This is a genomic window from Acidovorax sp. SUPP3334 (assembly GCF_030159055.1).
Taxonomy (GTDB): domain Bacteria; phylum Pseudomonadota; class Gammaproteobacteria; order Burkholderiales; family Burkholderiaceae_C; genus Paracidovorax.
In genome coordinates, this window is record NZ_BQXQ01000003.1 from 144,908 (window position 1) to 162,187 (window position 17,280).

At 65.6% G+C, this 17,280-nt stretch carries 14 protein-coding genes; 5 read left to right on the forward strand and 9 right to left on the reverse strand.

The features are described from left to right. The first annotated feature begins 8 nt into the window (after window positions 1-8). Complete coding sequence (locus tag AVHM3334_RS02455) at window positions 9-899, forward strand: purine nucleoside phosphorylase YfiH/LACC1 family protein (protein ID WP_284409333.1); 891 nt, start codon at window positions 9-11, stop codon at window positions 897-899. On the opposite strand, the gene AVHM3334_RS02460 is transcribed toward AVHM3334_RS02455, so the two are convergent. Then, window positions 807-1,184 carry a hypothetical protein gene (locus AVHM3334_RS02460; RefSeq protein ID WP_284409335.1) on the reverse strand — a complete coding sequence of 126 codons (378 nt, stop codon included), beginning with the start codon at window positions 1,182-1,184 and terminating at the stop codon, window positions 807-809. The two genes, AVHM3334_RS02455 and AVHM3334_RS02460, sit on opposite strands and share 93 nt — an antisense overlap. Window positions 1,185-1,314: 130 nt before the next feature. Between AVHM3334_RS02460 and AVHM3334_RS02465 the strand changes: the two genes are divergently transcribed. The 3 genes from AVHM3334_RS02465 to phbB all read left to right on the forward strand — a co-directional run bounded on the left by AVHM3334_RS02465 (window position 1,315) and on the right by phbB (window position 5,294). Further along, on the forward strand, window positions 1,315-3,030 hold the full coding sequence (locus AVHM3334_RS02465; RefSeq protein WP_284409337.1) for a PHA/PHB synthase family protein: 1,716 nt from the start codon (window positions 1,315-1,317) through the stop codon (window positions 3,028-3,030). Between the two features lie 114 nt (window positions 3,031-3,144). Beyond that, entirely contained in the window at window positions 3,145-4,326 is a 1,182-nt protein-coding gene (locus tag AVHM3334_RS02470; RefSeq protein WP_284409339.1) for an acetyl-CoA C-acetyltransferase, read from the forward strand. Between the two features lie 230 nt (window positions 4,327-4,556). Next, window positions 4,557-5,294, forward strand: a complete 738-nt coding sequence (gene phbB, locus AVHM3334_RS02475) for an acetoacetyl-CoA reductase (RefSeq protein ID WP_284409341.1) — start codon at window positions 4,557-4,559, stop codon at window positions 5,292-5,294. Window positions 5,295-5,696: 402 nt separating this feature from the next. Here phbB and AVHM3334_RS02480 read toward each other — a convergent pair whose 3' ends face one another. From AVHM3334_RS02480 to dapC, 6 genes are all read right to left on the reverse strand, one after another. After that, window positions 5,697-7,754 carry an ABC-F family ATP-binding cassette domain-containing protein gene (locus AVHM3334_RS02480; protein ID WP_284409343.1) on the reverse strand — a complete coding sequence of 686 codons (2,058 nt, stop codon included), beginning with the start codon at window positions 7,752-7,754 and terminating at the stop codon, window positions 5,697-5,699. A 143-nt stretch (window positions 7,755-7,897) separates the two neighbouring features. Next, window positions 7,898-8,845, reverse strand: a complete 948-nt coding sequence (gene prmB, locus AVHM3334_RS02485) for a 50S ribosomal protein L3 N(5)-glutamine methyltransferase (protein ID WP_284409345.1) — start codon at window positions 8,843-8,845, stop codon at window positions 7,898-7,900. Continuing rightward, complete coding sequence (dapE, locus tag AVHM3334_RS02490) at window positions 8,842-10,017, reverse strand: succinyl-diaminopimelate desuccinylase (protein ID WP_284409347.1); 1,176 nt, start codon at window positions 10,015-10,017, stop codon at window positions 8,842-8,844. The genes prmB and dapE overlap by 4 nt, the downstream gene beginning before the upstream one ends. A 60-nt stretch (window positions 10,018-10,077) precedes the next feature. After that, window positions 10,078-11,238 (reverse strand): PilT/PilU family type 4a pilus ATPase, encoded by a 1,161-nt coding sequence (locus tag AVHM3334_RS02495; RefSeq protein ID WP_284409349.1) that lies wholly within the window; start codon window positions 11,236-11,238, stop codon window positions 10,078-10,080. Window positions 11,239-11,327: 89 nt separating this feature from the next. Next, the gene (dapD, locus tag AVHM3334_RS02500) at window positions 11,328-12,152 is read right to left on the reverse strand and encodes a 2,3,4,5-tetrahydropyridine-2,6-dicarboxylate N-succinyltransferase (protein WP_092745800.1); all 825 of its coding nucleotides are present in this window, start codon (window positions 12,150-12,152) and stop codon (window positions 11,328-11,330) included. A gap of 8 nt (window positions 12,153-12,160) precedes the next feature. After that, window positions 12,161-13,363, reverse strand: coding sequence for a succinyldiaminopimelate transaminase (gene dapC, locus AVHM3334_RS02505; protein ID WP_284409353.1), 1,203 nt, complete (start codon window positions 13,361-13,363; stop codon window positions 12,161-12,163). Window positions 13,364-13,585: 222 nt separating this feature from the next. On the opposite strand from dapC, the gene AVHM3334_RS02510 reads away from it, so the two are divergent. After that, a complete protein-coding gene (locus AVHM3334_RS02510; protein WP_284409354.1) occupies window positions 13,586-15,079 on the forward strand; it encodes a methyl-accepting chemotaxis protein in 1,494 nt (497 codons plus the stop codon). An 88-nt stretch (window positions 15,080-15,167) separates the two neighbouring features. Here the strand turns inward: AVHM3334_RS02510 and rsxB are convergent, their stop codons facing one another. Both rsxB and AVHM3334_RS02520 read right to left on the reverse strand, forming a co-directional pair. Next, window positions 15,168-15,860 (reverse strand): electron transport complex subunit RsxB, encoded by a 693-nt coding sequence (gene rsxB / locus AVHM3334_RS02515; protein ID WP_284409360.1) that lies wholly within the window; start codon window positions 15,858-15,860, stop codon window positions 15,168-15,170. After that, a complete protein-coding gene (locus tag AVHM3334_RS02520) occupies window positions 15,857-17,278 on the reverse strand; it encodes a polyhydroxyalkanoate depolymerase (protein ID WP_284409361.1) in 1,422 nt (473 codons plus the stop codon). Before AVHM3334_RS02520 ends, rsxB begins: the two co-directional genes overlap by 4 nt. Between the last annotated feature and the right edge of the window lie 2 nt (window positions 17,279-17,280).

A 17,280-nucleotide genomic window follows, 5' to 3' on the forward strand; every position in this document is an offset into this window, starting at 1 on the left:
CGGCACCAATGCCCATCGCTTCTTCCCACTCCGGCTGGCTGGTGCCGGACTGGCCAGCGCCGGTCCACGTGCGGGCGCTGTGCACCACCCGCGCAGGCGGCGTGAGTGCCGCGCCCTTCGATTCGCTCAACCTCGGCGATCACGTGGGAGACGACCCGAAGGCCGTTCAGGCCAACCGGCAGGTGCTCCACGCTGCGCTGGGCTGGGGCCCGGAAAAAACCGCCCGGCCGGTCTTTTTGCGGCAGGTGCACGGATGGTCCGTGGCGGCGCTCGGCCCCGATACCGAAGACGGCACCGAGGCGGATGCCTGCACGGCCACCGAACCGGGCGTGGCCTGCACCATCATGGTGGCCGACTGCCTGCCGGTGCTGCTGACCGACACGCGCGGCACCCGGGTGGCTGCGGCCCACGCGGGCTGGCGTGGCCTGGCGGGTGAAGGCGGGCAGGGGGTAATGGAAGCCGCCTTGGAGTGTTTCAGGCCTCCAGCGCAATCAGCACTAGGGGATGATGCTATGAAAAATATAGCAAACACTGCAGTGCCTGCTATTCCTTCATCGTCACGACCGAGCGACTGCATGGCCTGGCTGGGGCCATGCATCGGCCCGACCGCCTTCCAGGTGGGTGCCGAAGTGCGCGCGGCGTTCTGCGACGTACAGGCCGCCGCCGAGCGGCACTTCACGCCGCAGGGAGACGGCAAATACCTGGCGGATCTGGCCGGCCTGGCGCGTCAACGGCTGGCGGCCCTGGGGGTCGAGCGGGTGTACGGCAACGACGGCAGCCCCGTGTGGTGCACCGTCAGCCAGCCGTCACATTTCTTTTCGCACCGATACGGCAGCGCCTTCGGGGGCAGTGGACGCTTCGCTGCCTGCATCTGGCTCGACCGGCCCACCGGGGCGTGAAGGCGGCGGGGCCACCTCTGCCGGCTCTACTGGCTTTGTAGCCGCCACTGCGGCTTCGGTGTTTCGGGCCGCAGCGGCTTGGGCGTCCCGCTCGGCCAGTTGCCGGGCGTGGATGGCCCGCTTTCGGCCCGGCGTGCCGAGGATGTACACCGCGATGGACATGGGCAGCAGCCCGTACAGGGCGAACGTGATGATGGCGCCCAGCACCGTGCCGTTCGGGGCCATGGCTTCGGCCACCGCCATCAGCAGCGTGACATACAGCCATCCAATGACAACGAGATACATGTTTCAGCCCGGGTTGGAAGGCAGTTGGTGAAAAAAGGCAAGCGTCGTTGCCATGGGCCTCGCCACTCGGCAACAATGGCCGCAACGGCCCGCACCTGACGGACCGCTTATTCTTGTGGAGGAGACGAACATGGCGGATTCTGAATCACCCTGGGGGCCGAGTGCCCAGCAATTCCAGCAGATGCTCGGCAGAGGCTGGACCCAGGCGATACAGGCCTTCCAGCAGGCAGTACCCGGCGGACCCGCTGGCACCCCGGGGGCCGCGCCCGTGGCACCCGTCAAGCTGGACCCGGAAAAACTCACCGCGCTGCAGCAGCAGTACCTGAAAGACGCCACCGCGCTCTGGACGCAAGGTACGCAGCCCGCCGCCACGGGTGACCGCCGTTTCAACGGAGAGGCCTGGGCGCAGAACCCACTGGCCGCGTTTTCGGCGGCGGCCTACCTGCTCAATGCACGCACGCTGATGGGCCTGGTCGATGCCGTCGATGCCGATGCCAAGACCCGCGCGCGCATCCGGTTCGGGGTCGAGCAATGGATGGCCGCCATGGCGCCCAGCAACTTCCTCGCCTTCAATGCGGAGGCGCAGAAAAAGGCCATCGAAACCAAGGGCGAGAGCATCGCCAAGGGCGTGGCCAACCTGCTGCACGACCTGCGCCAGGGCCACGTCTCGATGACCGACGAAAGCCTGTTCGAGGTGGGCCGCAACGTGGCGACCACCGAGGGCGCGGTGGTGTTCGAAAACGCGCTGTTCCAGCTCATCGAATACAAGCCGCTGACCGACAAGGTCCATGAACGCCCCTTCCTCATGGTGCCGCCGTGCATCAACAAGTTCTACATCCTCGACCTGCAGCCCGAGAACTCGCTGATCCGCCATGCCGTGAGCGAAGGTCATCGCACTTTCGTCGTGAGCTGGCGCAACCCCGACGACACGCTGGCCGACAAGATGTGGGACGACTATGTCGAAGAAGGTGCCATGGCCGCCATCGAGGTCGTGCAGGCCATCACCGGCGCAGCGCAGATCAATGCCCTGGGCTTTTGCGTGGGCGGCACCATCCTCGGCAACGCACTGGCCGTGCTGGCCGCGCGCGGCGAAGAGCCCGTGGCCAGCGCCACGTTCCTCACCACGCTCATCGACTTTTCCAACACCGGCATCCTGGACGTGTTCATCGACGAAGCGTTCGTGCAGTTCCGGGAGTTGCAGATGGGCAAGGGCGGGATGATGAAGGGGCAGGACCTGGCCTCCACCTTCAGCTTCTTGCGGCCCAACGATCTGGTGTGGAACTACGTGGTGGGCAACTACCTCAAGGGCGAGACACCGCCGCCGTTCGACCTGCTGTACTGGAACAGCGACAGCACCAATCTGCCGGGCCCTTTCTACGCCTGGTACCTGCGTAACTTCTATCTCGAAAACAACCTCGTGCAGCCCGGCCGTCTCACCGTGTGCGGCGAGGCGATCGACCTGAACCTGGTGGACCTGCCTGTGTACATCTATGGCTCGCGCGAGGACCACATCGTGCCCATCGACGCGGCCTACGCGTCCACGCAGGTGTTTCCGGGCAAGAAGCGCTTTGCCATGGGGGCGTCCGGGCACATCGCCGGTGTGATCAATCCGCCTTCCAAGAAAAAGCGCAGCCACTGGCTCCGTGAAGACGGCCAGTTGCCCGCGACGCTCGACGAATGGCTCCAGGGCGCGACCGAGCATCCCGGCAGCTGGTGGACCGACTGGTCCCGCTGGCTCAAGGGGCATGCGGGCAAGCTGGTCCCGGCGCCCAAGGCCTATGGCCGCAGCCCGCGTTTCAAGGCCATCGAGCCGGCCCCCGGCCGCTACGTCAAGCAGAAGGCCTGACACCGATCACGCGTTCACCGCTGCTGCGAGAATCGGCCGCACTGGCGCGCCGACCTTCGCACCTGCATCGCCTCCCGCTTTCGAAATTCCCGTTTCTGCACAAAAAGGACTGATATGGAAGACATCGTCATCGTTTCCGCCGTTCGCACCGCCGTGGGCAAGTTTGGCGGCGCGCTCGCCAAGACCCCCGCCACCGAACTGGGCGCTATCGTCATCAAGGAGGCGCTGGCCCGTGCCAAGGTGCCGCTCGATCAGGTCGGCGAAGTGATCATGGGCCAGGTGCTGACGGCCGGCGTGGGCCAGAACCCCGCGCGCCAGGCCATGATGAAAGCCGGCGTGGCCAAGGAAACGCCCGCGCTGACCATCAACGCCGTCTGCGGCTCGGGCCTCAAGGCCGTCATGCTGGCCGCCCAATCCATCGCGACGGGCGACAGCGAGATCGTGGTGGCTGGCGGGCAGGAGAACATGAGCCTGTCGCCCCACGTGCTCAACGGATCGCGCGACGGCCAGCGCATGGGCGAGTGGAAGATGGCCGACACCATGATCGTGGACGGCCTGTGGGACGTGTACAACCAGTACCACATGGGCATCACCGCCGAGAACGTGGCAAAGGAACAGGGCATCACGCGCGAGCAGCAGGATGCGCTCGCCCTGGGCAGCCAGCAAAAGGCCGCGGCCGCGCAGGACGCCGGCAAGTTCGCCGACGAGATCGTGCCCGTCAGCCTGCCCCAGAAAAAGGGCGACCCGGTGCAGTTCAACGCCGACGAGTACCTCAACCGCAAGACCAACGCGGAAGCGCTTTCGGGCCTGCGCCCAGCCTTCGACAAGGCTGGTTCGGTCACGGCCGGCAATGCCTCGGGTTTGAACGATGGCGCCGCCGCCGTGGTGGTGATGAGCGGCAAGAAAGCTGCCGAGCTGGGCCTGGAACCGCTGGCGCGCATCGTCTCCTATGGCACGACCGGCCTGGACCCGGCCACCATGGGCATGGGCCCCGTTTCCGCCACTCGCAAGGCCCTGAAGCGGGCAGGCTGGACGGCCGGCGATGTGGACCTGTTCGAGCTGAACGAGGCGTTCGCTGCCCAGGCCTGCGCCGTCAACCAGGCCCTGGGCCTGGACCCTGCCAAGGTCAACGTGAACGGCGGTGCGATCGCCATCGGGCACCCGATCGGTGCTTCCGGTTGCCGCGTGCTCGTCACCTTGCTGCACGAGATGAAGCGCCGAGACGCCAAGAAGGGCGTTGCAGCCCTGTGCATCGGCGGCGGCATGGGTGTTTCGCTCGCTGTCGAGAGGGCCTGAGCGGCGGGCGGCTTAGCTGCCGCCCGTTGACCTGAACCAGCCGGAATTGAACCGCACCCCCAATGGTGCGGTTTTTTTTAACCGCGGCAGTCACCCGCTGCTGCGGTTCTGATAGCACGCAGGCCGCGCACTGCTTTGTCAAAATTTGCAAGGCTCGGTGTTTTCCAGAGCGGCCGGGTGTGGAATCTTGGGTAGAGTGCTTGCGTGAATCGTTGATAAGGAGAACTCACATGAACCAGAAAGTAGCGTATGTCACAGGGGGCATGGGTGGCATCGGAACGGCCATCTGCCAGCGTTTGCACAAGGATGGTTTCAAGGTCATCGCTGGTTGCGGCCCCACGCGTGACCACGCCAAATGGCTGGCCGAGCAGAATGCGCTGGGCTATACCTTCTATGCATCGGTCGGGAATGTCGGCGACTGGGATTCGACCGTGGAGGCATTCACGGCGACCAAGGCCAACCACGGCACCATCGACGTGCTGGTGAACAACGCCGGCATCACGCGCGACCGCATGTTCCTCAAGATGTCGCGCGAGGATTGGGACGCGGTCATCGAAACCAACCTCAACAGCATGTTCAACGTGACCAAGCAGGTCGTGGGCGACATGGTGGAAAAAGGCTGGGGCCGCATCATCAACATCAGCAGCGTGAACGGCGAGAAGGGCCAGGCGGGCCAGACCAACTATTCCGCTGCCAAGGCAGGCATGCATGGTTTTTCGATGGCCCTGGCCCAGGAACTGGCCAACAAGGGCGTGACCGTGAACACGGTGAGCCCGGGCTACATCGGCACCGACATGGTCAAGGCCATCCGCCCCGACGTGCTGGAGAAAATCGTCGCCACCGTACCGGTCAAGCGCCTGGGCGAGCCGAGCGAAATCGCATCGATCATCGCCTGGCTGGCGTCGGAAGAGGGCGGCTATGCCACCGGGGCCGATTTTTCGGTCAACGGCGGCCTGCACATGGGCTGAGCGCAAAAGGTATCGCTGCCAAGCGGTACCGTCCAGACAACAAAAACCCCGCGGATGCGGGGTTTTTTAATGGGGGATGAATGGGGACGTGAAGGAGGCGCTCGCAGTGGCTGAGGAAAAGGGTTCGTCGAACCTTCTGGTCGTTGCGCCGGCCTTCAGAGGCGGGCCGGTGCGCGCTTGCGGTCGCGTTCGTCTTCGGGCCAGGCGGACATGATAGCGGTGGTATTCATTCGGTTATCTCCTGTGATGGATGAACAACGCCCGGCCTGGAAGACGCGTTGACAGAAGAATGCAAAAAAACGCAACCGGTCCATGTCGATTTTTTAGCTCCTAAAAACATAGCAAAAAACCGTTGACAGAATTGCGCAAGAACCTGAATTCAGTGTCAATGGTTACATGGTTTTACGCTTCGCTGGCTTGAGATTCGAGAGCCTCTACCTCGGAAGAGAGCTCCAGCCAACGTTCTTCCAAAGCGTCGGTCTCATCGCCGCACGTCTTCAGCCGACGGCCGTTTTCTGCGATCTCGGCCGGCGGCAGCGGTTGGGTGAGCCGCTCTTCGATCTGCGCCTTCTCGGCCGTGAGCGCTGCCAGGCGCTGATTGATCTGCTCCAGTTCGCGCTTCAAGGGGCGGGTTTTCTCAGCCAGTTGCTGCCGAGCCTGCGCCCCGAGCTTGCGTTGCTCCCGGGCGTCCTTCGCAACGGGGGCACTGGCAGCTGACGGCGCTACGGGCGCGGGCGCGGGCACGGGCGTTGGCGCAGGAGCGGCTGCCGCTTTAGAGGGTACTGGGGCCGCCATTGGCGCGGTGGCGGCAGCAGCCGACTCGGCGGCTTTGGCCTGTTCGCGCAGGCGCTTGGATTCTTCGAGCAGGTAGCGCTGGTAATCGTCCAGATCGCCGTCGAAAGGGCCCACCACGCCGCGTCCCACCAGCCAGAATTCGTCGCACACCGCACGCAGCAGGGCGCGGTCATGGCTGACCAGCATCACGGTGCCTTCGAACTCGTTGAGCGCCATGGACAGCGCCTCGCGGGTGGCCAGGTCCAAATGGTTGGTCGGCTCGTCCAGCAGCAGCAAATTGGGGCGCTGCCAGACGATCATCGCCAGCACCAGGCGGGCTTTTTCGCCGCCGCTCATGGTGCCCACGGCCTGCTTGACCATGTCGCCGGAGAAGTTGAAGCTGCCCAGGTAGCTGCGCAGGTCTTGCTCGCGGCTGGGCTCGCGGGCGTTGGCGCCCAGTTCCCGGGCCAGGCGGATCATGTGTTCCAGCGGGTTGTCGCTGGGGCGGAGCACGTCCAGTTCCTGCTGGGCGAAGTACCCGATGGACAACCCCTTGCCTTCGATGACCGAGCCGGCGAGCGGCTTCATCTCCCGCGCGATCGTCTTGACCAGCGTGGACTTGCCCTGGCCGTTGGCTCCCAGAATGCCGATGCGCTGGCCCGCCAGCACCGAACGGCTCACGTGGCGCAGGATGGTCGTCGGCTCGCCTTCTTCTGGCGTGTAGCCAAACGACGCATCGCTGATCGCCAGCATCGGGTTCGGCAGGTTGACCGGCTCCTTGAACTCGAACGTGAACTCGGCCTCGGCCAGCAGCGGCGCGATCTTTTCCATGCGCTCCAGCGCCTTGACGCGACTTTGCGCCTGCTTGGCCTTGCTGGCCTTGGCCTTGAAGCGGTCGATGAACTTCTGCAGGTGGGCGATCTTGTCCTGCTGCTTGGCGAACGAGGCTTGCTGCAGCTCGATCTGCTGGGCGCGCAGTTCTTCGAAGCGGCTGTAGTTGCCGCCATAGCGGTTCAGCTGCGCGTTTTCGATCTGCAGCGTGACGTTGGTGATCGCATCGAGGAATTCTCGGTCATGGCTGATCACGATCAGCGTGCCGGCGTAACGCTTGAGCCACGCTTCCAGCCACACCAGGGCATCCAGGTCCAAGTGGTTGGTGGGCTCGTCGAGCAGCAGCAGGTCGCTCGGGCTCATGAGGGCGCGGGCCAATTGCAGCCGCATGCGCCAGCCGCCCGAGAAGCTGTTGACGGGGTTTTCGAGTTCGGAAACGCGAAAACCCAGCCCCAGGATCAGCGCCTGCGCCCGTGGCACGGCGTCATGGTCGCCGGCATCGGCCAAATCCGAATAGGCATGCGCGATGGCCATGCCGTCTTCGTCCTGCTCCGCTTTGACCAGCGCTTGACGCAGTTCAGCCAGGCGCGTGTCGCCGTTCAGCACGAATTCGGTGGCCGGCTCCGATGTCTCGGGCATGTTCTGCGCCACCTGGGCCATTCGCCATTGCGGGGGCACGAAGAAGTCGCCGCCGTCTTCATGCAGCGTGCGGTTGAGCAGGGCGAAAAGGCTGGATTTGCCCGCGCCGTTGCGACCGACCAAGCCCACGTTTTCACCGGGATTGATGGTGACGGATACGCGGTCCAGCAGAACCTTCGCGCTGCGGCGCAAGGTGACGTTCTTGAGTGTGATCATCGATAAAAAGCCAAAAGGAGTGTGCCAAAGACACCCGGGAGAACATCAAAAGACCGGCAAGGCCGGCCGCGCGCGCCCAAACATGGCAAACGCGAAGGGGGGTGAAAGAGTGCGCCAGGCGCTCTTTCCATGCAGAGCGCGGATCAGGTCGGGTGCGCCACCAGAGCCTCGCGGGTGATCAGCAGCACCTGGTCTTCGCCGGCACTGGTGTCGAGCCAGAACACGGGAAGGTCCGGAAATGCCGCTTCGAAATGGCTGCGCTCGTTGCCGATCTCCAGCACCAGCACGGCCTGCTCGTTCATGCAGCCGGGCGCTTGTGCCAACAGGCGGCGGATGAAGTCCATGCCATCCGTGCCACCGGCCAGCGCCAGAGCGGGCTCGGCGCGGTACTCCTCGGGCAATGCCGCCATGCTCTGCGCGTTCACGTAGGGCGGATTGCACAGGATCAGATCCCACGGACCCGGCACCGCATTCAGGCCGTCCGACAGTTGCAGGGCCACGCGGTCCTGCAGACTGTGTTTTTCCACATTGATGCGAGCGACTTCGAGCACCTCGGGCGAAATATCGGCTCCGGTCAGATGCACGTCCGGGTACACCATCGCGGCCAGGACCGCCAAGCTGCCATTGCCGGTGCACAGGTCGAGGACCGCGCGCGTGTCTTCGCCGAGAAAGCCGTCGATGCCGCCGTCCGCTGGCGGATCGACCAACAGCTCGGCGATGAAGCTGCGCGGCACGATGGACCGCTCGTCCACGTAGAACGGCACGCCCTGTAGCCACGCTTCGCGCGTCAGGTAGGCCGCAGGCTTGCGCGTGGCGATGCGTTCTTCGAACAGCTCGGCCACGCGGGCCTGGTCGGCCGAGGTGACGGTGCGGCCCAAGACGGGCTCGGGGCCGTCATTCAAAGGCTCGTCCAGCGGAATGCCCAGGCACCACAGCACCAGCCAAACCGCTTCGTCGTGCGCATTGGCCGTGCCGTGGCCGAACGCCACGCCCGACGCCTGGAGCCGCGCCGTGCCGGAGGCGATCAACGCGCCGACGGTATCGCCACGCACGGCATCCTGGCCGCCGGGGGGTTGCGGGTCGGTACTCATGCGTTTGCCAATGCGTTCAGGTGGTCGAGCGTGCGGCGGTAGATGTTCTTCAGCGGCTCGATGTCGGCCACGACCACATGCTCGTCGATCTTGTGGATGGTGGCGTTGGGCGGGCCCAGTTCGATCACCTGCGGGCAAATCTGCGCAATGAAGCGCCCGTCGCTGGTCCCGCCCGTGGTGGAAAGCTCGGTCGCCAGCCCGGTTTCGTCCAGGATGGCCTGCTGCACCGCGCGCACCAGTTCGCCAGGCTGCGTGAGAAAGGGCTGCCCGCCCAGCGTCCAGGACAGGTCGTATTCCAGGTTGTAGCGGTCGAGCAGGGCATGCACGCGCTGCTTCAAGCCTTCCGCCGTCGATTCGGTGGAGAACCGGAAGTTGAAATCGATCACCACCGCGCCCGGGATGACGTTGGTCGCTCCCGTGCCGCCGTGCATGTTGCTGATCTGCCAGCTCGTGGGTGGGAAGAAGGCATTGCCTTCGTCCCAGCGGATGCCGGCCAACTCCGTCAGCGCGGGCAGCGCCTGGTGGATGGGGTTGCGGGCCAGTTGCGGGTAGGCGATGTGGCCCTGCACGCCGCGCACGGTGAGCCGTCCGCTCAAGGTGCCGCGCCGGCCGTTCTTGATCATGTCGCCGGTCTTCTCGACCGAAGTGGGCTCGCCCACGATGCAGTAGTGCAGCGCCTCGCCACGCTCGCGCAGCCGCTCGACCACGACCTTGGTGCCGTCCACCGAGGGGCCTTCTTCATCGCTGGTGAGCAGAAAGGCGATCTGCAGATCGGGGTCAGGCGTTGCTGCCAGAAACTCTTCGACCGCCACCACGAACGCGGCGATCGATGTCTTCATGTCGCTCGCGCCACGGCCGTAGAGCTTGCCGCCGCGGTGCATGGGCGTGAATGGATCGCTGCCCCATTGCTCGACGGGGCCGGTGGGCACCACATCGGTATGGCCGGCAAATACTACTGTTTTGATAGCAGACTGCCCTAGTACTGATTGCGCTGCAGGCCGTTTTGCCCATAAGTTGCTAACGCGGAAATCCTGCGGCCCGCTGTCCATGCGCTCGCAGTCGAAGCCGAGCGGCCGCAGGCGGTCCGCCAGCAGTTCCAGGCAACCCGCATCGTTGGGGGTGATGGAGGGGCGGGCAATGAGCTGTTCGGCCAGGTGCAGGGTACGGGACATCGTGTGTGGGGCAGGCGGTTCGGGCGGGGAGGGCGTGATGGGCAGGCCAGGTGGGACGGATCAGGACGGTTTGACGTCCAGCACGATCTCGGTGAACGACGGCTGGTCTTCTTCTTCCCGCGCTGCTTCGCTCTGGGCCTTGGCGTTTTTCGACGCCAGTGAAAAATCGTTCTGCAGGCGCCACATCAGGTTGGTGGGCGAGTCGGCGTAGGCCATGCCTTCCTTGCGGTCGATGCGGCCTTCCAGGATGAGCTGTGCCAGCGCTCCTTCGAACGTTTGCGAGCCTTCGGCCATGGATTTTTCCATGGCTTCGCGCACGCCGGAGAAGTCGCCCTTTTCGATCAGGTCGCCCACCAGCTTGGTGTTGAGCATCACCTCCACGGCGGGCACGCGCTCACCGGCGGGGGTTCGCACCAGGCGCTGCGAGACGATGGCTTTCAGCGCCGAGCCGAGATCGCCCAGCATGGTCGGGCGCACCTCGACGGGGTAGAAGCTCAGGATCCGGTTGAGCGCGTGGTAGCTGTTGTTGCCGTGCAGGGTGGCAAGGCACAGGTGGCCCGACTGCGCATAGGCGATGGCGGCGGACATGGTCTCGCGGTCGCGGATTTCGCCGATCAGGATCACGTCGGGCGCCTGGCGCAGGGCGTTTTTCAGGGCGATTTGCAGCGACTGCGTATCGGCGCCGATCTCGCGCTGGTTCACGATCGATTTCTTGTTGCGGAACTGGTATTCGACCGGGTCTTCCACCGTGAGGATGTGTCCGGTGAGCTGTTCGTTGCGGCTGTCGATCATCGAGGCGAGGGTGGTGCTCTTGCCCGAGCCCGTGGCCCCGACGACCAGCAGCAGGCCCCGCTTTTCCAGGATGAGATCGCTCAGTACCGCCGGCAGGTTCAGCGTGGCCAGGGGCGGGATGTGCTGTGCGATGAAGCGGATCACCACCGCGTAGCTGCCGCGCTGGCGCATGGCGCTCACCCGGAACCGCCCCACGCCGGTCAGCGGCACGCCCATGTTGAGCTCGCCCGTTTCCTCCAGCTCTTCGATGCGGTCGGGTGGCACGATCTCGGCCAGCAGGTTCTTGGGCGCTTCGGCCGGCAGCACCTGGCTGTTGATCGGCACGCACTCGCCGTTGATCTTGATCAGCGCCGGCGCGTTGGCCGACAGGTAGACGTCCGACGCCCGCTTTTCGGCCATCAGGCGAAGAATCCGTTCCATCGTGCTCATGGGGATTGCTCTTTCGTTCGTCGGTGCGCGGGTCGCGGAAGGGGCGGGGGGCGGATCGGATCGGGGGCGGAGTGCGGCAGGCTGCGTGCTCAGTCGCGCAGCAGGTCGTTCAGGCTGGTGGTGGAACGGGTCTTGGCGTCCACCTTCTTGACGATGATGGCGGCATACATGCTGTAGCGGCCATTGTCCTTGGGCAGGCTGCCACTCACCACGACGGAGCCGGCGGGCACGCGGCCGAAGCTGGTCTCGCCGGTGGCGCGGTCGTAGATGGGGGTGCTCTGGCCGATGTACACACCCATCGAGATGACCGAGTTCTCTTCCACGATCACGCCTTCGACGATTTCCGAGCGCGCGCCGATGAAGCAGTTGTCTTCGATGATGGTCGGGTTGGCCTGCAGCGGCTCCAGCACGCCGCCCAGGCCCACGCCGCCGGACAGGTGGACGTTCTTGCCCACCTGGGCGCAGCTGCCCACGGTGGCCCAGGTATCGACCATGGTGCCCTCATCGACGTAGGCGCCGATGTTCACGTAGCTGGGCATCAGGATGGCGCCCTTGGCGATGTAGCTGCCGCGGCGCGCGACGGCGGGTGGCACAACGCGCACGCCCGTGGCGGCCATTTCTTCGGCAGAGAGGTGGCCGAACTTGGTGGGCACCTTGTCGTAGAAGCCCAGTTCCCCGGCCTTCATGAGTTCGTTGTCCTTGAGGCGGAACGACAGCAGTACGGCCTTCTTGATCCACTGGTGCACCGTCCACTGGCCGACGCCCTCGCGGGTGGCCACGCGCAGCTTGCCGTTGTTCAGCTCGGCGATCACGTGTTCCACGGCATCCTGCACTTCCTTGGGTGCCGCTGCGGGCGAGAGGCTGGCGCGGTTGTCCCAGGCGGTGTCGATGAGGGTCTGCAGTTGTTGTGTCATGGGTCGGTTCAGGGATGGGATTGGATGAATTGCACGATGCGCCGGGCTGCCTTGACGCACTCTTCGGCTTCGGCCACCAGGGCCATGCGGATGCGCTGCGCGCCGGGATTGAAGCCGCCGGCCTCGCGGGCGAGGTAGCTGCCGGGCAGCACCGTCACATTGTATTGAGCGAGCAGTTCGCGGGCGAACTCCGCGTCCGTCAGGCCGAGGGCGTCGGGCACGCGGGCCCACAGGTAAAAGCCCGCGTCGGGCAGGGCCACGTCCATGACGCTGGCCAGCAGCGGCGTCACTTCTTCGAACTTGCGGCGGTAGAGCGCCCGGTTGTCGTCCACGTGCTGCTCGTCGTTCCAGGCCGCGATGCTCGCGCCCTGTACCGCAGGGCCCATGGCGCTGCCGTGGTAGGTGCGGTACAGCAAGAAGGCCTGGATCAGCTTTGCATCGCCCGCCACGAAGCCGCTGCGCAGGCCGGGCACGTTGCTGCGCTTGGACAGGCTGGTGAAGGCCATCAGATTGCGGAAGTCGGCCCGGCCGAGCTTCGCCGCAGCCTCCAGCCCACCCAGCGGGGGCTCGCCCTGGAAGTAGATCTCGCTGTAGCACTCGTCCGATGCGATGACGAAACCGTGGCGGTCGCTCAGCGCGAAAAGCTTTTCCCATTCCGGCAGCGGCATGACCGCCCCGGTCGGGTTACCCGGCGAGCAGACGAAGAGCAACTGCGTGCGCTGCCAGACGTCTTCGGGCACGCTGTCCCAGTCCACGGCGAAATTGCGGGCCGGGTCGCTGGGTGCGTAGTATGGCGTGGCGCCCGACAGCAGGGCCGCACCTTCGTAGATCTGGTAGAAGGGATTGGGGCAAACCACCGTTGCGCCGGCACGCGTTGGGTCGATGATGGTCTGCGCGAACGCGAACAGTGCTTCGCGTGATCCGTTGATGGGCAGAACCTGCGTGGCAGCATCCAGCGCAAGTCCGTAGCGCCGCTGTATCCAGGCAGCGCAGGCCTTGCGAAGGGCAGGATCGCCCGCAGTGGCGGGGTAGCTGGCCAGGCCTGAGAGGCTGTCGGTGAAGGCGTCTTTGATGAACGCGGGAGTCGGATGCCGGGGTTCGCCCATGCCAAGGCTGATGGGGCGGACGCCTTCCGGGGGTGTGACCCCCGCGAAGAGTTGCCGCAGCCGCTCGAAAGGGTAGGGCTGCAGTTGGGAGAGCAGGGGATTCATGGGCCGTCATTATGGTGGATGGGCCGGGGCCTGTGGCTGGGCATTCGCCTTCGGTACGAGCCGCGCGCGCGGGGCGAACGGCATGACCGCAGTCCGCCCATGTGCCTGGGGCGGCGGTCCGTGTCAAGCGTGTCAAGCGTGTCAAGCGTGTCAAGCGTGTCAATTGTCCGTAAGTCGCAACCTCTAGCATCGGCGCATTAAAAGCGCATGGGAGACATCAGGATGGGCTCATTTTCGCCAATGCAGCCGGGAATCCGGCTGATGCGCCGACTGGCACTGCCGGCAAAGATGGCGCTGCTGTCAGGCGCGGCCCTGGCCTCGATGCTCGCGGTGGCGCTGGCAACGGAGGGCCGCTGGTGGTGGTTCGCCGGGGGCGCGGTTTTGGTGGCCTACCTGGCTGCGGCGATGCACCGCGGCATGGCGGACGACCTGGCGGTATTGGCCAAGGCGATGGACAGCGCAGCGCACGGCGACCTGGGCGCCCGGCCCCGCATCGACGGACAGGACGAAATGGCGCGCCTGGGGAGCCTGCTGGAGCGCATGGTGCTGATGCTCTCGTCGATGGTGGCCGACATCCGCAGCAACGCTGCGCTCGTCGCCCACGCGGGTGAAAGCCTGGCGTCCGACAATCGCGCGTTGGCTGAGCGCACCGAGCAGCAGGCTGCGAATCTGGAGCAGACCGCTGCCAGCGTCGAGGAGCTTTCGTCCGCTGTGCAGCAAAACGCCGAAACCGCACGCTCCGCAGACCAGAAAGCCGCCCAGGTGCGCAGTTCGGCCGATGCCGGAGCCCAGGCCATGGGTCGGGCGGTTCAGTCGGTCGAGGCGATTCAGCAAGGCGCCAGCCGCATGGCCGAGATCACGGCCGTGATCGACGGCATCGCTTTTCAGACCAACATCCTTGCGCTCAACGCAGCTGTCGAAGCCGCGCGCGCTGGCGAGCAGGGCCGGGGTTTCGCGGTGGTCGCGTCGGAAGTGCGCTCGTTGGCCGGGCGCTCGGGCGCGGCGGCCCGCGAGATTCGCGACCTCATCGGCGAATCGGTGCGACAGGTGGAAACCAGCGCGCAATTGATCCGCGCGGCAGGCTCCGGCATTTCGGAAATGGCCGGCGGGGTGCGCAGCGTCGCCGCCAATGTGAGTGAAATCTCGGCGTCCAGTGCCGAGCAGAGCACGGGCTTGAGCGAAATCAGCGCGGCCGTGCAGCAGCTCGACCAGATCACCCAGCGCAACGCGCAGATGGTGGGCCAGGCCGTTCACCAGGCGGAGGCCCTGGAGCACCGCGCCTCCACGCTGTCGCGGGCCGTCATGTCGTTTCGATTGCAACAGGGCACGGCCAACGAAGCCAAGGCCTTGGTGGAGCGTGCCCTGGCGCTGGCGCGGACGGCGCCCCGGGCCAGCCTGCTGCGGACGCTGACCGATCCGGCCCAGCCTTTTCATGACCGCGACATGTATGTGTTCGCGCTGGGCGCGGATGGCACCTACCTCGCCTTCGGCGGCAATCCGGCCAAGGTCGGCTCGCGCGTGCAGGACATCGCCGGCATCGACGGCGCTGCGCTGATGGCATCCATTGCCGGACAGGCCGAGCAGGGGCCGGGGTGGGTCGAATACGACATCACCAACCCGGCCACCGGGCGGGTGCAGACGAAGATGTCGTTCGTTTGCAAAGCCGCAGACGTTTATCTGGGCTGCGGCGTCTATAAGTCGCTGGTGGCGGCCTGAGGGCTTGCAACCGCTGCGGCAATGGCCTGCCGCCTTGGCCGCCGCCATGTCAATGCGCATGGCGAATGCCAAGCGGCGCCCTGTCTTGTCAGCCGTGACTGCCGGGTGGCGCGCGCTTGGCCCGAGCGCGCGCCAATGCGGCGGCAATCGCCGCCTGCTTGGCATCAGGGGCGGGCGCCGCGGTGATCGATGCGCCCGTTGCGACTGCGGGGGCAGCCGCACAAGGGCGCACCGCAGCGGCCTCTGCGCTGGCGGATTTTTCGGTGCGGACCAGCCGCAGGGTGCGCGCGGCGTAGCGGCTGCGGGCATGCGCGGCCTGCTCGGGAGACCACGCATTCCAGCCGGTCGCATTGCCGCTGGCGTTTTCCAGCACGATGCAATCGACCGGGCAAACCGGAATGCACAGCTCGCAGCCGGTGCAGTGGTCTTCGATCACGGTATGCATCAGCTTGTTGGCGCCGAAGATCGCATCGGTCGGGCAGGCTTTGAGGCACAGCGTGCAGCCGATGCACCAGTTTTCATCGATGAACGCCACTGCACGCGGCCCTTCCTTGCCGTGTTCTGGTGAAAGGGAAAGGATTGGCCGCTGCGTGAGTGCGGCCAGGCGCTCCACGCCCTGTGTGCCTCCGGGCGGGCATTGGTTGATACCCGCCTCGCCCGTGGCGACCGCCAACGCGTAAGCCGCGCAGTCGGGGTAGCCGCAGCGCGTGCACTGCGTCTGCGGAAGCGCCGCGTCGATGCGCGCAGCCAGCGCGCGGACAGCGTCCGCGGCGGGGGTCAAGCCTTGCGGGGCGCGCGCTTGGTGCGCGGCGCGCTGGCGGCCGTGGCCGCGGCTTTCAAGCCGGCGGTTTCTGCCTGGGCTGCGGCCGCGGCGCCCGTGCGGCGGCGAGGAGCGTCGTCGCTGGGCAGCGTCACCACCGGTGCGGCAGCATGCGCGGGCTCGTGGGCCAGGATGAAGTCGCGAACCTTCGGGTACACCAGATCACGCCAACGGCGGCCGCTGAAGATGCCGTAGTGGCCGGCACCTTTCGCCTCGTAGTGGCTGCGGTTTTTCTGGGCGATGCCGGTGCACAGGCTGTGCGCGGCTTCGGTCTGGCCGGAGCCGGAAATGTCGTCGAGTTCGCCTTCGACCGTCAGCAGCGCAGTCGTGTGAATGTCCTGAGGGCGCACGCGCTCGGGCTGCCCTTCAGGATTGCGCACGTCCCAAGTCCCATGGACCAGGTTGTAGTCCTGAAAAACGGTCTTGATGGTTTCGAGGTAGTAATCCGCGTCCATGTCGAGCACGGCGTTGTACTCGTCGTAGAACTTGCGATGGGCCTCGGCGCTGGCGTCGTCGCCCTTGATGAGGTCTTTGAAATAGTCGTAGTGGCTGGTCGCGTGGCGGTCGGGGTTCATGGCCACGAAACCGGTGTGCTGCAGGAAGCCTGGGTACACGCGCCGCCCGGCGCCGGCGAAATTGTCTGGCACGGGGTAGATCACGTTGTTCTCGAACCACTCGTAGCTGCGGTTCGTGGCCAGGTTGTTCACGGCGGTGGGGGACTTGCGGGCGTCGATGGGGCCGCCCATCATGGTCATCGACAGCGGCGTGGTTTCGCCGCGGCTGGCCATGAGCGAAACGGCCGCCAGCACCGGCACGGTCGGCTGGCAGACGCTCACCACGTGGCAGTTGCCGTAGCGCGACTGCAAGTGGCGGATGAATTCCTGCACGTAGTTCACGTAGTCGTCCAGGTGGAAGGCGCCATCGGCCAGCGGCACGAGGCGGGCGTTCTTCCAGTCGGTGATATAGACCTTGTGGCCCTGGAGCATGGTGCGCACGGTGTCCCGCAGCAGCGTCGCATAGTGGCCGGACAGCGGCGCCACGATGAGCACGGCAGGCTGCTGCTTGATCTGCGTCAGGGTGGCGGGATCGTCGGAGAAGCGCTTGAAACGGCGCAGTTCACAAAACGGCTTGTCGATCTCTATCCGCTCGTGGATGGCGACATCGGTGCCATCCACGCTGACGGTGTGGATGCCGAACACCGGTTTTTCATAATCCTTGCCCAGGCGGTAGAGCAGGTCGTAGCCCGCGGACATGCGCTGGGCGTACATCGTCTGGGTGAAAGGCGAGAGAGGGTTGCTGAGCAGCTTGGACGCGGTCTGGGCAAAGTCCGCGAACGGCTCCATGAGCGAACGCTGGGTTTCGTAGATGTTGTAAAGCATTT

What these genes read in the sequence shown, in the direction of transcription:
- AVHM3334_RS02455 (WP_284409333.1), top strand. Translation starts at nt 9, where the DNA reads ATGCCCATCGCTTCTTCCCACTCCGGCTGGCTGGTGCCGGACTGGCCA.
- AVHM3334_RS02460 (WP_284409335.1), bottom strand. Translation starts at nt 1,184, where the DNA reads ATGTATCTCGTTGTCATTGGATGGCTGTATGTCACGCTGCTGATGGCG.
- AVHM3334_RS02465 (WP_284409337.1), top strand. Translation starts at nt 1,315, where the DNA reads ATGGCGGATTCTGAATCACCCTGGGGGCCGAGTGCCCAGCAATTCCAG.
- AVHM3334_RS02470 (WP_284409339.1), top strand. Translation starts at nt 3,145, where the DNA reads ATGGAAGACATCGTCATCGTTTCCGCCGTTCGCACCGCCGTGGGCAAG.
- phbB (WP_284409341.1), top strand. Translation starts at nt 4,557, where the DNA reads ATGAACCAGAAAGTAGCGTATGTCACAGGGGGCATGGGTGGCATCGGA.
- AVHM3334_RS02480 (WP_284409343.1), bottom strand. Translation starts at nt 7,754, where the DNA reads ATGATCACACTCAAGAACGTCACCTTGCGCCGCAGCGCGAAGGTTCTG.
- prmB (WP_284409345.1), bottom strand. Translation starts at nt 8,845, where the DNA reads ATGAGTACCGACCCGCAACCCCCCGGCGGCCAGGATGCCGTGCGTGGC.
- dapE (WP_284409347.1), bottom strand. Translation starts at nt 10,017, where the DNA reads ATGTCCCGTACCCTGCACCTGGCCGAACAGCTCATTGCCCGCCCCTCC.
- AVHM3334_RS02495 (WP_284409349.1), bottom strand. Translation starts at nt 11,238, where the DNA reads ATGAGCACGATGGAACGGATTCTTCGCCTGATGGCCGAAAAGCGGGCG.
- dapD (WP_092745800.1), bottom strand. Translation starts at nt 12,152, where the DNA reads ATGACACAACAACTGCAGACCCTCATCGACACCGCCTGGGACAACCGC.
- dapC (WP_284409353.1), bottom strand. Translation starts at nt 13,363, where the DNA reads ATGAATCCCCTGCTCTCCCAACTGCAGCCCTACCCTTTCGAGCGGCTG.
- AVHM3334_RS02510 (WP_284409354.1), top strand. Translation starts at nt 13,586, where the DNA reads ATGGGCTCATTTTCGCCAATGCAGCCGGGAATCCGGCTGATGCGCCGA.
- AVHM3334_RS02520 (WP_284409361.1), bottom strand. Translation starts at nt 17,278, where the DNA reads ATGCTTTACAACATCTACGAAACCCAGCGTTCGCTCATGGAGCCGTTC.